The organism is Sphingobium sp. TomTYG46, assembly GCF_055396345.1.
Genome location: NZ_AP027325.1, coordinates 814,175 through 828,801, shown reverse-complemented (window position 1 = coordinate 828,801; position 14,627 = coordinate 814,175). Strand labels below are relative to the sequence as shown.

Here is a 14,627-nt window from a genome sequence, read left to right as displayed (position 1 = left end):
ACATCAGGGCGCAATATGAAAGATTTTCGTCAGATTGATGAGATCGACCGCAGGATCATCTCGGTTCTGCAAAAGGACGCCACGGTCAGCCATGCTGAGCTAGCCGAACAGGTTGGCGCCTCCACCGCCTCATGCTGGCGCCGGATCAAGGCACTGGAAACGGCCGGCATTCTCACCGGCGCAGTCCGCCTCGTGAACCCGAAAAAGGTCGATCGCGGCGTCAATGTACTCTGCAACATCCGGATGCGCAGCCATGCGCGCGACGCAAGGCAGGCGTTTGAGGATTTCGTGGATAGCCACCCGGAGATTGTGGAGTGCTTCTCCATGTCGGGCGAGTGGGACTATCTGCTCCGCATCGTGGTTGCCGACGTGGCCGACTATAATCTGTTCCTGATGCACACATTGCTGGGCCATCCATCCGTCGCCAGCGCCGCATCACATTTTGCCCTGTCGATGACCAAATATACGACCGCGCTGCCCGTTTGATCAGCAGGTAGCGGCCTGCAACCGTCAGGAGCGTCGCGTCCGCCTTCTCGGATAAGACGGGACGCTTTTTGGTGGGCAGTCGGGTCTTGCGCTTGACCGTCGATCAAGCCAAGCAAGGGTTATGCACCAGGGAAAAAGGCAAAGCCGCGCAGGTCGGCCGCGCGCGGCAGAGCTTCAAGAACGCGCGGAAGCCTTGCTCGAAGTGGCCGAACAGGCGTTGATAGAACTGGGCTATGAACGCGCCACCCTGACATTGATCGCCCGGCGCGCGAGCGTTTCCAAAAAGACCATCTATGCCAAATATGGCGGCAAGCCCGGACTGTTGCGGGCCGTGCTGGACCGGATTGCCGACCGGAACATGGCCGCCGATCTCCGCCTGCTCGATCGCGATAATCCCGTCGAGGGCCTTTACGAATGGGCACGCATGATCATGCGCAGCACCCGGACCAGGGCCGCGCATGCCGTCACCGCGATCAGCATGCGCGAAGGACTGCGCTTCCCGGAATTCCGCGATGCGATGGAAGAGGCACGGACCCTTCGCCAGCAGGCCCCGCTTCGTTCCTATCTGGAACGCCTGCGGGCGCGGGGCCTTATCCGTCCAGTCGACTGCGAAGAGGTCGCGTCGATGTTCCTGTGGATATTGTCGCAGGACATGGTCGATGCCGTTTCCGCGGGCACGGTCGAACCGCTGACCAACGAAGAAGCCGATGCAAAGGCGCTACGCGTGGCAGAATTGATCGCGCAGGGATTGATGCCCAAAGCGGACAACGCCTGATCCTTTTAGGTTGTGTGGGGATTCAGTTCAGGGCGAGGCGAAAATGGTGAATTTCGAGAACCGGCGCGCAGCGTACTTCAGTACGTGAGCACCGGAAGCGCAGAAAGTCGCCATTTGCAGGCCGTCATGGGCTTAATCCCCACACAACCTAAAGCGCGATAAGGAGCGGCCTTGGCCGCCCCTCGTCATTACCGCTCAATATTGACGGCCAAGTCCACCATCATGATAGATGGATGCCCCAGTCACAAAGCGGGACTCATCCGACGCCAGATAGACAAAGGCATGGGCCGTATCTTCCGGGAAGCTTTCAATGCCCAGCGGACACATGTTCACCAGCTCCTGAATACCTGCCTGCGCCGACTCGTAGAGGCCAAGCTGTACATATCCCTCATAGCCTTCCTTCAGCAGCGGCGTCGTCGTCTGCCCCGGATGCACTGAATTGACCCGGATGCGCTTAGGGCCAAATTCGATCGCGCCGCACATGGTCAACATGCGCTGCGCCGCCTTCGACACATGATAGCTCAGATTATGGGCGTTGGGCATGTGGGACGCCATCGACACGGTATTGACGACCGAACCACCACCCGGAAAGCGGTTCACGGCATCGGCCAGAGCAGGCGCGCAATGCTTCATGCCCAGAAAGCCGCTGTCGTGATTGACGGCCATGACCTTGCGCAGGTCCTCCAGCGACGTGGCTTCGATACCGCCATGGATGGAAATACCGGCATTGTTCACCAGCACGTCGATCGCACCGAATTCCGACACGACCGTCGATACCAGCTTGGCCCAGTCCGCTTCCAACGTCACATCCTGCGTGACGAGCTTGAACCGGCCCGCCCCATACTTTCCGTCCATCTCGTTGCTGACTGCTTCGTCGGTGCGAAGATCGGTGGCGATCACCGCGCGCGCACCTTCCCGCAGGAATGCGTCACATACCGCTACGCCGATATTACCCTGACGGCCTGCTCCCGTTACGATCGCGACCTTGCCTTCCAAACGCGCCATTTTTCCTCATCCTTTCCACATTTCACAAAAATGGGTATCGGCGAGTTCCATAACGAGTCAAGGCGAGAGTATCGATTTCAAGCCATGACAGGATGCGCCAGACCGATACCATCAGGCCGAGCCGAGTTTTTGACAGCCGCGTGCCGGGAGCGCATGGGCATCCTATGCAACTCGCCCATTTCGACATCGACATTTTCCTCCGCGACTATTGGCAAAAGCGCCCGCTGTTGATCCGCAATCCTTGGAACGGCTGGCACAATCCGCTCGATCCGGACGAACTGGCCGGGCTTGCCTGCGAAGAGGGCGTGGAGTCACGGCTGATCACGCGAAAAGCTGTTCAACTGACGATGGAAAGCGGCCCCCTGCCGGAAGCGCGCTTTGGTGAACTCGGAACCGGGCCATGGACCCTGCTGGTGCAGGCGGTGGATCACCACGCCCCCGGCGTCGCGGCCCTGCTGGAACCCTTTCGCTTCATCCCCGACTGGCGCATCGACGATGTGATGGTCAGCTACGCCACGAACGGGGGGGGCGTAGGGCCTCATTTCGATCAGTATGACGTCTTTCTGGTACAGGGCCTCGGCAAACGGCGCTGGCGCGTCGGGCCGATATGCAGTTCCGCGACACCTTTGCTGCCGCATGACGATCTACGCCTGATCGCCGATTTTGAAGCGGAGGGTGACTGGATTTTGGAGCCCGGCGACATTCTGTACGTGCCACCCTGCTTTGCGCATGATGGTGTGGCGGTTGGCGATGATTGCATGACCTATTCGATCGGGTTTCGCGCGCCTTCCCGCGCCGATCTTGTCGAAGGCTGGTGCGCGCATCAGGCGGACGACATGGCGGAGGAGGATCGTTATGCCGACCCCGACCTCACCCTACAATCCAATCCGGGAGAAATCACCGCGCCTGCGCTCGACCGGCTGCATGCGATGGTGATGGAGGCGCTGGCCGATCGCGATGCCTTTGCTCGCTGGTTCGGGCAGCATAGCAGTGCGCCTAAATATTCCGATGCCGATTGGCGGCCCGATGAACCGATCGCGGCCGAAGATGTACAGGCATGGCTTGCCCAAGGAGCATCGCTCCGGCGCAACCCGGCCAGTCGTTATTCGTTCATCCGGCAGGGAACCTTGGTCCTGCTTTTCGTGGACGGCCATTGTGTCGATTGCGGTGCCGACACTGCCTCGCTCGCCGAACAACTCTGCTCAAACACCATGGTCGCGGCCAATCCGGACCTTGCGCAAAACCCCGGCGCGGTCGGCCTCATCAAGACGCTGATCGATCAGGGCAGCCTCACCTTCGATGAGGAGGATTGATCAATGGCCCTCCTCCTCTTCAACAAACCCTATGGCGTGCTGTGCCAGTTTACCGATGAAAGCACCGGACCCCCACGGCCAACACTCGCAGCGTTCATCGACCGGCCGGGCGTCTACCCTGCCGGGCGGCTCGACCTCGACAGTGAAGGGCTGCTGCTACTGACCGATGACGGGCGGTTGCAGGCCCGCATTGCAGACCCCCGGTTCAAGACGCCCAAAACCTATCTGGTCCAGGTAGAGGGCGAGCCGGGCGACGCGGAACTGGAGGCGCTGCGAGGCGGGGTCAAGCTGAAGGACGGGCTCACCCTGCCCGCGCTGGTGGAACGCATCGACCCGCCCGCCCTATGGCCGCGCGATCCGCCGGTACGCTTCCGCAAGAGCGTGCCCGACTGCTGGATCCGCCTAACGATCCGCGAAGGGCGTAACCGGCAGGTCCGCCGGATGACGGCTGCCGTCGGTCACCCCACCTTGCGTCTTGTCCGTTGGAAGATCGGGAACTGGTCGCTGGACGGCATTGAACAGGGACATTGGCGGGAAGCATGATCTCCCCCAGGCCACTCAGCCTTCGATCAGCCGTTTCAACGCCTTGAGATCCCGGTTGACCCATCGGATGTCGGCCGCGAACCGTTCATCATCCATGCCCGGTTGGCGAAAAAGCGTCAGCATGACTTCCGCGCCTTCCCCATTTTGCACTACCCGCAACGGGACATGGACCTGATCGCCACCTCCCAGATCCACCTGATGATCCATCACGCCCAAATCATTATGGGGGGTGAAGCGGATACGGATCGGCCCCTCCGGTCCATCGGCCAGCCAACTGTCGCCATCTTCGCGCAAACCCGATTCCGCAAGGCCAGAGGCCCATTGAGGGAAAAATTCGGGACGCCACATCCTTTCATAAAGAGCCCGCCATTCCTGATTGATCGACACGCTGAAAGTCCGGGCGGGTAACACTGCTGCCTCCTGTTATGATGTAACGGGAACCCCTTTAGCCTTTTTCATCACGTCCCGGAAAGGCCGCAAAGCTTGCCGACCCAGGAACTTAACGCCGCGACGATGCCTTCCTTCGCCGCACATCCTGCCTTCCCAGCGGATCGGCAAAGCGGAAAATGCCCACCGACTCTCTTGACGGCTCGATTTACCCGCGCAGGGAGAATGCATGACCTATCGCCGGATCAGTTCGACACGCCTTTGCATCCTCGCCCTCGCCACCTGCATGGCGTCCGTCGCCGCGTCTGCGGCAGACCCGGCGCCCTTCGACCTCCCCGGCCCCGAACTGCTGGTGACCGTCAGTCGCGCAGGGCGAACCCTGCCGATCGGGCAAGTACCCGCATTGGCGTCGGGCGATGTCGTCAGGATCGAGGCCAATCTCCCCGAAGACCAGTCTATCCGCTACCGTCTGGTGTCGGCATTCCTGCGCGGCGTCACCAACCCGCCGCCCAAAAGCTGGATCTCCAGCGCGGAAACATGGCAGAGCAAGGACCGGAAAAGGGTGCTGAAACTGGCCGTGCCGGATCATGCGCGTCAGTTGGTGTTGTTCATGGTGCCCGATACCGGCGGCGACCTCAGCACCATTTCCGATGCCATCCGTGGCCGACCCGGCGAATTCGTGCGCGTGACGCAGGACATCAACAAGGCTTCGCTGGACCGGAGCAGGCTCAACGCCTTCATCCTGGGCATCCGATCGCAGGAAAACAGCCACCCTGAATATCTGAGGACCGTCGCGCCAATCCTGTCCTCAAGCCTTGCCGTCAAACTGAACCCCGACTGCCTGGCGAAAATCGTCGAGTTCCAGGCCGCCTGCCTCGTTGAAAATCGTGACAGTCTGGTGCTGGGCGACATTCACAGCAATTCGCTCACCGAAACCATCATAGGCGCTCCCACCGACCTCGCCCTGCAACTCAGCGCGACGCGGGAAGGCGGCTATGGCTTTTATAGCCCCTATATCGGCGTAGTCCGCGATCTTGCACGCATATTCGGCGCGTTCAACAATCCGGAATTCAACTATCTGCCCGCGCTCGGCATTCAGAATGGCAAGTCCGTGTCCTTGTTGCTGAACAGCGCGCCGTCCTTCCGCAAGCCCAAGTCTGTGCTTGTGGCGGCCTTGCCAGCGATCGAGAAGAAAGTTCCCCCGCCCCTGCGCCGGAGCAGCGACGCTCCCATCTGCGGCTCCCGGCCGGGAGCCGTCCTGGGCGTCGATGGCGCGCCGCTGGTCTTTGCCACCGACTATGCTCACAACATGGTCTTGCGGCTGACAGGCAAGGACGGCCACATGGTCGAAGCACCGCTAATCGCGCGGGCCGACAGGGGCGGCTACATATTCGCCCCTTCCTTCAAGGTTGATGACTTGAGCGGGCCGATGAAGGGTCGATTGCACGGCCACTGGGGTTTTGAATCCTTTGACGGGCCGGAATTCGCGCTCCAATTCCCGCAAGCGGGCAGCTTGCAACCCTCCGCCGACCAGCGCCTCATATCGGGAAACAATGACAGGCTGCTGCTGACCGGCCCCACCACCGCTTGCGTGAAGAATGTTTCCGTCCAGCTGCCGGAAGGGCGGAGCGTCGCGGCAAAGTGGCAGGCATCCGGCGACGACGCCATTGCCATCGACATGCCCCTGTCAAACGTCACAACGGCAGGCAATGTGATCGTCGCGATCCAGTCGTTCGGCAGGGAAAAGCCCGAATTGCTAACCATCCCGGTCGAGGCGGATCAAAGCCTCTCCCAGCCGCCTCCCCCTCTATAATGCTGGCAAGATGCGCGGCCGGTGATAAGGCGCGCTTTTCCTCAAGCGCCCCGGCGCATCAATAACGGATCGAATGGCATGAAGACCAAGCACTGCCTTGAAGCAAGCGATGTAAAGGCGATCCTCGCCGCAGCCGAAGCAGAGGCTTTGGCCAATGGCTGGGCCGTGACCATCGCCGTCGTCGATGACGGCGCGCATCTGCTTGGCCTCATCCGTCTGGATGGCGCCGCCGCCAGCACCGTGAAGATGGCAGAGGCGAAAGCATCGACATCCATGCTCGGCCGCCGGGAAACGAAGGTCTATGAGGACTTGGTGCTCAACGGCCGCGTTTCGATGCTGTCCGCGCCCGGCATGCCCGCCATGCTCGAAGGTGCCGTGCCGATCGTCATCGACGGCGATTATGTCGGCGCAGTGGGTGTTTCCGGGGTCAAGTCGGATCAGGACGCCCAGATCGCGCGCGCCGGAATCGCCGCGATCCTGCCGCAGGACCAGACATAAGGCTCAAGCGCCGCGCGACTCTCGCCACGCATTTTTGCACAGCCCCTGCTCCGCGCCGCCACCAACATGGCTGGCGCGCGTTGAAACGTCATTCGATGCTTCGAATGTAGGAGCCTGCTCTGGAAAATGTTGCTGGCTGGGTCGCGCCCATAGCGACCATGATCGCCGCGATGATGACCGCCGCCAATCTGGGCGCGCGCGTCACTGGCTGGGGTTTTGTCGTGTTCACCTTTGGATCGATCGCATGGTCGGTCGTCGGCCTATCGTCCGGGCAGACGAACCTCGTCGCGACAAATGGCTTCCTCACCTTCGTCAACCTGATCGGCGTGTGGCGATGGCTCGGTCGCCAGCGCGCCTATGAGGATGGCGGCAAGTCGGCCGCCCAATCCAGCCGCCGATCGCCCTACCCGACCCTCTTTACGGCCACCGGCATCGCGGGCCTGCCGGTCACGGCATCCGACGGCCAGACAGTCGGCAAGGTCGTCGAAGCCCTCGTCACCTGCGAAAATGGCAATGTCAGCTATGTCGTCATCAGCGCCAGCGGGGTGGGAGGCATCCATGAAGTCCTGCGCGCCGTGGCCCGTGACGACATCCGCTTTTCCTGCGACCGCTTCATTCTCAATCGGGACAGCGCCTGGTTCGAAGCATTGCCGCCGCTACAGGACGGAGACTGGCCAGCCGCGCCCGCCGAACTGCCCCAGGGCGATGCGGCATGAGCGAAGCATAAGTTGCACTCCGCGAACCGCCGTTCGTCGCAAATCCGTTGCTTTGGCCCCAACTGATCGCGAATAGTAGGAGAAAGGGAATAAAAGAGGGGCAAGGGTCCATGAAGGTCAGGATATTCGCATGCGTGGCCGCGCTCGGCGCCGCGCTGCTTCCAGCGGTTGCGCTCGCGGACGATCCGCATGACCCCACCATGCGCAGCTCTGCCGCGCGAGCGCGTGACCGGGCGATCATCCGGCAGATGAACCAGCAGCAGCTCGCCTATGTTCGCGACCGCGATGCGCGGATCATGCGCAACTATCGCCGCGCTCAGGGCGGTGGCGAAGGCTATGCTAACGCTCGCGCGGATTATGATCGCCAGATGGCGTCCTGGCGGCGCGCAGTCGCGGCCTGCAACGCGGGACGTTGGGAATATTGCGACAATTAAGGGTGCATGATCCCGACGCCCGTTCGAATTGAGCGGCGAGCGAGGGCCTCAAACCCTCATCGCACGTTCAATCCCAATTCGCTGAGCAATTGCCCCGCCTGCTCCCGCGATATGGTCGCGCCACGAAAGCGGGATGCGTCCTCCAACCTTACGCCGCCAAGGTCAGCACCGCGCAGGTCCGCGCCTTCGAACCGGGCGCCGGTCAGCAGCGCCTCCCGCAGGCTGCAATCCTCGAAGGAAGCCATGCGGAAATCGCATTTGCGCAGGTCCGCCTGAGAAAAATCGACCCGTGCGAGCCTTGCCTTCATAAAGGAACGCCCGGTCAGCTTCGCGCCGATCAGCAGCGTTTCTTCGAAGTGGATGTCTAGCGCCCGAACATCCGACAGGTCGGCGCCCGTAAGCTTGCAGCCGAAAAAATACGCCGCTTGCAACGTGCTACGCTTCAGCAAGGCGCCATTGAGATCGCTGTTGGTAAAGCGCACTTCGCCAAGGTCACAACCCGTGAAATTGGCCGAAGCGGCGCGGCACGACTGCCAGTCACTGCGATCAAGTTTTGCGCCGGTGAAATCGGCGCGTCGCATGTCGCATTGTTGAAACGACCATTGGGACAGATCCAGATGCGACAGGTCCGCACCCTCGATCACGCACCCGACCAGCGAATGCGGCGTGCCTATGAGCGTTTCAATATCCTGGCGCGCCAAAGTCTGCCCGCGGATCATTTGGCTATCACTAACATGCTGCATCTGGATGCTGTTAGACATGATCTCCCGGGCAGACCAGCTATGCTAAAGCTGCGCTTCCCCGCCATCGACGAAATAGTCCGACCCCGTCACATAGCTTGCCTCATCAGACAGCAGGAACAGGGCGACGGCCGCTGCTTCCTGCGGCGTTCCAAGGCGACCCAGCGGGTTGTTCCCGGCCATCTGCTGTTCGACCGCGGCAATATGCTCTTCGGGCAGACCGAGGCGGTTGAAAAAGTCGGTCGCGATCGGTCCGGGGCTCAATGTGTTCACGCGTATGCGGCGCGGGGCCAGCTCATAGGCAAAGCCTCTTGCAAGCGAGCGGACGGCCCCTTTGGTGGCGCCATAAAGGGCGCTTGCGGGCAGCCCCTTGTCCTTCGCGACGGATGCCGTGATCAGGATTGATCCGCCATCGCGGATCAACGGCGCCATCGCCTGCGTCCCAAAAATCGGCCCGCCGACATTCAGGTCCATAAGGTTCCGGTAAAGCTCGGCGCTGATATGGCCCAGAGGCGCGCCTGCACCGACGCCTGCGTTCAGGAACAGGCCATCGACCTTGCCGAACAGACGGGCAGCTTCCTGCGCAAGAGCTTCGGCGGCTTCCGGACGGGATGCGTCATTTTGCAGGACGTGCACGCCGGGCAACTGCGCCGCGAAGTTGTCCAGTCTTTCCCGGTTCGATCCGGTGATCAGCACCGATCCGCCCTCCTCCATGATCCGCTGGGCCGCGGCGAGGCCGATCCCGCTGGAACCGCCGGTGATCACGACGGACTTGTCCCTGAACCTCTGCATGCCTCTTTTCTCCATTCGACAATCTGTTCTGATCCATGGCTTGCCATCTGGCGGAAAAGCCGATCGCGAAGTTGGACGCGGCCGGGCCGCCGATCAACTGGCGTTCACGATCTCGTAACCCATACGTAAATTGACAGACGAGGCCAAACCCTTATTCCTAGCATAATACAAGAGTGGGAGAGGTCAGGATGTCGGGCGGCTTTAACATCGGGGATAGGATGGCGCCCGACACCACTCTTCAGCCGGTTGCCGTCACGCGCGGGCGTGGGCGACCTCCCCGGCTGTCGCGCGGCACGATCATCCACGCGGCACTGGTCCTGCTCGACGAAATGTCGATCGACCGATTTTCCATGGGTCTGCTCGCAAAGAGCCTGAAAGCCGGGGTCATGACCCTTTACAATTACTTCCCCAGTCGCGACGATCTGCTGATCGCCGTCGCCGACGAAATATATAGCCGGTTCGATTACCCGGCAAAGGGCGCGCCCTGGCAGGACGAAATCCGGCAATGGTTGTGGGCAACGGAGGATCTGTTTCAGCGCTATCCCGTTGCGATGAAGCTCAGCCTGTGGGATGGCCATGCGTCACCGGGCTGGTTGCGCACATGGATACCTGTGGTGGAATTGATCCGCGCGCAAGGGCTGACCGGCCCCGACCTTGCCTTTGCGGTGCGGTGGTTTACGACATCGGCTCTCGGCTTCATCACGTCCCAGCCGCCTCCTCCCGAGCACAACAACCAGCGGACGACCGCGCATATCCATGCCCTGACGGCCTATGAGGCTGCGTTGTTGCAGGGTCTTCAGCACGACCTGCTGCAGGTCGATCGGAAAGCGGCCCTCACCTACGGCTTCACTCACATCATAGTCGGCCTGGAACGCATCATTGCGGAGGCAGCGAACGCGCAATCGGAAATGACGGGAGAATGACTTTGAGCAACGCGGGCGACACGCGATTCGGCTTCACAAAGCTGATCGTGCAGGATGAAGAAGCCATGGCCGCCTATTATGGCGCGGTGTACGGGCTCAACAGCTTGCACCGCGTGGAATCGGGCGATCCCGCCGTTATGGGCCGCCTGCGCGAAGTGATTATGGGTCCGGGTGAAAGCATGGGCGCAGAATCGTTGACGATGATCAACTTTTTAGATAGGCCTGCTCCACGCGACCGGGAAGTGATCCTTGGATTCATCACCACGGACCTCGACGCGCTTGCCGAACGGGTGCTTGCGCACGGCGGCAGGCATGTCGGCTTGGTTCGCGAAATGCCCGAACATGGCGTGCGCGTCCTGTTCACCAGCGACCCTGAAGGACGGTTGAGCGAGAATGTGGAGATGATGGCGAGATAACGGCAGGGCGACATCGCCCCCGCGTCCCCAACAGACCCCCAGCTCTCATGGAGAGACATATGGATATGAGAACGAAGACTTTGCCGAACATGCTTGACAGTGGCAGCCGCCCCCTTCCGCTGGCTGATGGCCCCGAACTGCGCGCAGCGCTGAAAGCGGCCAATCTCCAAACCCTGTTGATGGTGTATGTGCACCTGACCCATGATGAATCGATGCTTCAGACCTTCCAGGTCCACATTCATCCCCCTTACACCAACCCCGACTATGTAATCCCGCAGGACTGCATCGACGACCTGCATGAAAAGCTGGTCCATGTGCTGACGACGCCGGGCGCGGCGAAGTCCGAAGATCCGCCGATCGAACTGATGCAAAAGATGATGAGCATCGGCGTCGGCGAGCCGGTGGAGGACGAATTCGTCCCCATGGTCATGGAGCAGGGCGGCTTCCACCGCAGCCCCGTGCGCAAGGAACTGTCGGAGCGTACGCCTCCTCCGGCTGACTTCAAGGTGCTGGTCATCGGCGCGGGCCTTACCGGCATTCTCGCCGGGATCGAGCTGGAGCGCGCCGGTTACGATCATGTGATCATCGAAAAAAATGAGGAAGTCGGCGGCACCTGGTGGAAAAACCGTTATCCCGGCGTCGGCGTGGATACGCCCAGCCACTTCTATTCCTATTCCTTCGAAATCAGCCCGGAATGGAACCACTACCACCCGCATGGCGCGGACATGCGCGAATATTTCCGCGCCGTGGCCGACAAATATGACGTCCGCCGCAACATCCGGTTCAAGACCATGGTGCACAGCCTGATCTTCGATCAGGATGAGGCCGTGTGGAACGTAACGGTCGAGGATCTGAACACCGGCAAGCGCGAAGTCATCAAAGCCAATGCCGTGTTCAACGCGTTCGGCACCACCGACCGTTGGAAGCTGCCCGAGATCCCCGGCATCGAAAACTTCAAGGGCATCATCACCCACTCGGCCGATTATGACGAAAATATCGACCTGAAGGGCAAGAAGGTGGCCGTCATCGGCACCGGCGCCAGTTCCGCGCAGATCGTGTCCACGATAGTCAAGGAAGTCGATGAACTGGTCGTCTTCATGCGCACCAAGCACTGGATGATCAATAATCCCGAAGTGAAGGCGGAAGTCCCCGATCCGGTGAAATGGGCGCTGCGGCACATTCCCTATTACAAGGAATGGTTCCGCTTCCGCGTGTTCTGGTTCGCGGCCGACGGCCTCTATCCCAATGTGGTGAAGGACCCGTCCTACCCCGAAGACGGCATCGCCGTGTCGGCGCTCAATGAAGGCATGCGCCAATATGCCTTGTCGCACATGCATCACAAGCTGGCAGGCCGTCCCGACCTGATCGAAAAGCTGACGCCCGACTTCCCGATCTTCTCCAAGCGCGTCGTAATGGACGCGGGCTGGTACGATGCCCTCATGCAGCCGCACACGACGCTGGAGACGGCGGGCATCGCCGAAATCCTGCCGAACGGCATCCGCACGAACGATGGCAAGGTCTACGAGCTCGGCGTCATCATCTGCGCGACCGGCTTCAACGCATCGTCGCTGGTGCAGGATCTGGAGATCAAGGGCCGCGACGGTCATGACCTGGCGGTCGATTGGGCGGACGAGGAAGAGCGCGCCTATATGGGCACGACCATCCCCGGCTATCCCAACTACTTCCTGTCGACCGGCCCCAATATCGGCCCGAACCACGCAGGCGGCCTTAACATCGTCAGCGAATCACAGGTCCATTATCTGATCGAATGTCTCGATCACATGATCGCGACCGGCGCCCGCACGATCGAAGTGACGGAGGAAGCCTTCCTGCGTCACAACAAGCGGATCGACGATCAGATGAAGCACATGATCTGGACCCATCCCAAGTCGAAGAGCTATTATCAGAACAGCAAGGGCCGCCCCGTTGGCCCCTGGCCGTTCCGCCTCGTCGACATGTGGAACGAGCTACAAGAGCCCGTGCTGGAAGACTATAAGTTCGACTGACCGTAAGGGCGGGGGAGGCGCGGGGCTGCTTTACGGCCAGACGCCTCCCTTCCCCACATGATTGATCAGGACAGGGGGCCTTGACCGGCACCGGGGGACACCTAAGTTAGGCGCTCGCCGTGCATCATATGAGGGTCGACGCTGATGGACGCTCGCCTTTCCGCCGCCTGTCCTTTTCATCGCGAAGGCGATGACCGCAAGTCAGCCGCAGCCGCCGACGCCGGTGGGACCGTCGATCCCGATATGCGCACCCGCGATTTCGCCGAAGCGCGCGCCATCCTGCGTCACCCGAATGTACGGCAGGCCGGTTTTCTGGCCGAACAAGTCGGCAGGATCGGCAGTGCGACGCGCCAGCCAATCCTGTTCCTCGAAGGCGAAACGCATCGCGTTCAGCGCAGCGCTACCGCCCGTTTCTTCACACCCCGCATCGTCACCACCCACTATCGCGAGTTAATGGTGGAACTCAGCGACATGCTGGTTTCCCGGTTTGTGAAGGACAAGACCGCTTTCCTGGACCAGCTCAGCCTTGAGCTTGCCGTCGCCGTTGCCAGCCATATCGTCGGCCTGACTGACAGCGACCCCAAGGGACTGGCGCGGCGGCTGGATGTGTTCTTTACCGGCGATTTCCGCCCACATCCGGGCAAGTTGGCCTCACTGATCAAATTCGTGCAATCCCAATATCGGGTGCTGTCCTTCTATTATCATGACGTCGCGCCAGCGATCCGCGCACGGCGCAAGCAGCGGCGGGACGATGTCATCTCCCACCTCATCGACGAAGGCTATAATGGTCGGGAGATATTGACCGAATGCCTGGTCTATGGCGCCGCTGGAATGGCGACGACGCGCGAGTTCATCGTGATGGCCGCATGGCATATGCTGGAGCGCGAGGATTTGAAGACCGCCTTCCTCACCGCGGATGAAAAGGGGAAGATCGCCCTGCTGGAGGAATTGCTGCGGCTGGAGCCGGTCGTCGGCTATCTCTACCGCCGCATGCCAGCCGACGAGGCGGAAGCAGTGGGCGCCCCTCCCGGTGCTGCCGTCGCCATCGACGTCCGCGCCGCGAACACGGACACAACTGCCTTTGGCGAGCGGCCCTGCGAATTTGTGTCGGGCCGGGAAGTCAGCGCCAAATATGGCAATGCGGGCCTCTCCTTCGGCGATGGCGAACATCGCTGCCCCGGCGCGCAAGTCGCGCTTCAGGAAAGCTGCCTCTTCCTGGAACGCCTGTTGCAGGTGCCGGGCTTGAAGCTCGACCGCGCGCCGACGCTGGCATGGAATCCGCTGGTGACAGGCTATGAACTGCGCAATGCCCTGATTTCCTGTGATTGAGCGAATGTCGTCTGACCGATGAGCGAGATAAGCGAAGAGGATATCGACCGGCTGGTCCCCGCATTTTACGATCGGGTGCGCGCCGACCAGATCCTTGGCCCGATATTCAATCAGGCGATCGACGACTGGCCGCTTCATCTGGAAAAGCTCAAGGCATTCTGGTCATCGGTGATGCTGGGAACCGGCCGGTACAAGGGGCAGCCGATGGTCGCGCATGTCCGGCACGAACCGCACATGACCGCCGATAATTTCGGCCGCTGGCTTGCCCTGTGGCGACAGACCAGCGGTGACATCCTCGCGCCAGACGTCGCAGCGGCCTTTCAGGAGAAGGCCGACCGGATTGCCGAGAGCCTGCAATTGGGCATTCAATTCTACCGCGACAGGAAAGCTTAAGCCAGGTGAGTACGGATGGTCGCGAAGCAACCATCCGCCACCAATGGCGAAACCCGGC

General features: G+C 61.2%; 17 protein-coding genes. 13 read left to right on the top strand and 4 right to left on the bottom strand.

The window, feature by feature from the left end; genetic code table 11:
• Window positions 1–15: 15 nt before the first annotated feature.
• Window positions 16–486 carry an Lrp/AsnC family transcriptional regulator gene (locus tag ACZ5YV_RS16975; RefSeq protein WP_464789549.1) on the top strand — a complete coding sequence of 157 codons (471 nt, stop codon included), beginning with the start codon at window positions 16–18 and terminating at the stop codon, window positions 484–486.
• Between the two features lie 121 nt (window positions 487–607).
• Window positions 608–1,261 (top strand): TetR/AcrR family transcriptional regulator, encoded by a 654-nt coding sequence (locus ACZ5YV_RS16970; RefSeq protein ID WP_464789548.1) that lies wholly within the window; start codon window positions 608–610, stop codon window positions 1,259–1,261.
• A gap of 195 nt (window positions 1,262–1,456) precedes the next feature.
• Here ACZ5YV_RS16970 and ACZ5YV_RS16965 read toward each other — a convergent pair whose 3' ends face one another.
• Window positions 1,457–2,266 carry an SDR family NAD(P)-dependent oxidoreductase gene (locus ACZ5YV_RS16965; protein ID WP_464789547.1) on the bottom strand — a complete coding sequence of 270 codons (810 nt, stop codon included), beginning with the start codon at window positions 2,264–2,266 and terminating at the stop codon, window positions 1,457–1,459.
• Window positions 2,267–2,430: 164 nt separating this feature from the next.
• On the opposite strand from ACZ5YV_RS16965, the gene ACZ5YV_RS16960 reads away from it, so the two are divergent.
• Both ACZ5YV_RS16960 and ACZ5YV_RS16955 read left to right on the top strand, forming a co-directional pair.
• The gene (locus tag ACZ5YV_RS16960) at window positions 2,431–3,579 is read left to right on the top strand and encodes a JmjC domain-containing protein (RefSeq protein WP_464789546.1); all 1,149 of its coding nucleotides are present in this window, start codon (window positions 2,431–2,433) and stop codon (window positions 3,577–3,579) included.
• Window positions 3,580–3,582: 3 nt separating this feature from the next.
• Window positions 3,583–4,122, top strand: coding sequence for a pseudouridine synthase (locus tag ACZ5YV_RS16955; protein WP_464789545.1), 540 nt, complete (start codon window positions 3,583–3,585; stop codon window positions 4,120–4,122).
• A gap of 15 nt (window positions 4,123–4,137) precedes the next feature.
• On the opposite strand, the gene ACZ5YV_RS16950 is transcribed toward ACZ5YV_RS16955, so the two are convergent.
• Window positions 4,138–4,533: a polyketide cyclase gene (locus ACZ5YV_RS16950; protein ID WP_464789544.1), complete on the bottom strand. Its 396-nt coding sequence runs from the start codon at window positions 4,531–4,533 to the stop codon at window positions 4,138–4,140.
• 205 nt (window positions 4,534–4,738) lie between these two features.
• Between ACZ5YV_RS16950 and ACZ5YV_RS16945 the strand changes: the two genes are divergently transcribed.
• From ACZ5YV_RS16945 to ACZ5YV_RS16930, 4 genes are all read left to right on the top strand, one after another.
• Complete coding sequence (locus ACZ5YV_RS16945) at window positions 4,739–6,322, top strand: hypothetical protein (RefSeq protein WP_464789543.1); 1,584 nt, start codon at window positions 4,739–4,741, stop codon at window positions 6,320–6,322.
• Window positions 6,323–6,400: 78 nt separating this feature from the next.
• Window positions 6,401–6,820 (top strand): GlcG/HbpS family heme-binding protein, encoded by a 420-nt coding sequence (locus tag ACZ5YV_RS16940; RefSeq protein WP_464789542.1) that lies wholly within the window; start codon window positions 6,401–6,403, stop codon window positions 6,818–6,820.
• A 158-nt stretch (window positions 6,821–6,978) separates the two neighbouring features.
• Window positions 6,979–7,536, top strand: coding sequence for a PRC-barrel domain-containing protein (locus tag ACZ5YV_RS16935; protein ID WP_464789541.1), 558 nt, complete (start codon window positions 6,979–6,981; stop codon window positions 7,534–7,536).
• Window positions 7,537–7,646: 110 nt separating this feature from the next.
• A complete protein-coding gene (locus ACZ5YV_RS16930; protein ID WP_464789540.1) occupies window positions 7,647–7,970 on the top strand; it encodes a hypothetical protein in 324 nt (107 codons plus the stop codon).
• Window positions 7,971–8,026: 56 nt separating this feature from the next.
• On the opposite strand, the gene ACZ5YV_RS16925 is transcribed toward ACZ5YV_RS16930, so the two are convergent.
• A complete protein-coding gene (locus tag ACZ5YV_RS16925) occupies window positions 8,027–8,731 on the bottom strand; it encodes a pentapeptide repeat-containing protein (protein WP_464789539.1) in 705 nt (234 codons plus the stop codon).
• 24 nt (window positions 8,732–8,755) lie between these two features.
• Window positions 8,756–9,502 (bottom strand): SDR family oxidoreductase, encoded by a 747-nt coding sequence (locus ACZ5YV_RS16920; RefSeq protein ID WP_464789538.1) that lies wholly within the window; start codon window positions 9,500–9,502, stop codon window positions 8,756–8,758.
• A 188-nt stretch (window positions 9,503–9,690) separates the two neighbouring features.
• Here ACZ5YV_RS16920 and ACZ5YV_RS16915 point away from each other — a divergent pair, with 188 nt between their 5' ends.
• From ACZ5YV_RS16915 to ACZ5YV_RS16895, 5 genes are all read left to right on the top strand, one after another.
• Window positions 9,691–10,425: a TetR/AcrR family transcriptional regulator gene (locus ACZ5YV_RS16915; protein WP_464789537.1), complete on the top strand. Its 735-nt coding sequence runs from the start codon at window positions 9,691–9,693 to the stop codon at window positions 10,423–10,425.
• A complete protein-coding gene (locus ACZ5YV_RS16910; RefSeq protein WP_464789536.1) occupies window positions 10,422–10,841 on the top strand; it encodes a VOC family protein in 420 nt (139 codons plus the stop codon). Before ACZ5YV_RS16915 ends, ACZ5YV_RS16910 begins: the two co-directional genes overlap by 4 nt.
• A 59-nt stretch (window positions 10,842–10,900) precedes the next feature.
• Complete coding sequence (locus ACZ5YV_RS16905; RefSeq protein ID WP_464789535.1) at window positions 10,901–12,847, top strand: flavin-containing monooxygenase; 1,947 nt, start codon at window positions 10,901–10,903, stop codon at window positions 12,845–12,847.
• 144 nt (window positions 12,848–12,991) lie between these two features.
• Window positions 12,992–14,176, top strand: a complete 1,185-nt coding sequence (locus tag ACZ5YV_RS16900; RefSeq protein WP_464789534.1) for a cytochrome P450 — start codon at window positions 12,992–12,994, stop codon at window positions 14,174–14,176.
• Window positions 14,177–14,194: 18 nt separating this feature from the next.
• The gene (locus tag ACZ5YV_RS16895; RefSeq protein ID WP_464789533.1) at window positions 14,195–14,569 is read left to right on the top strand and encodes a group III truncated hemoglobin; all 375 of its coding nucleotides are present in this window, start codon (window positions 14,195–14,197) and stop codon (window positions 14,567–14,569) included.
• Window positions 14,570–14,627: the final 58 nt, after the last annotated feature.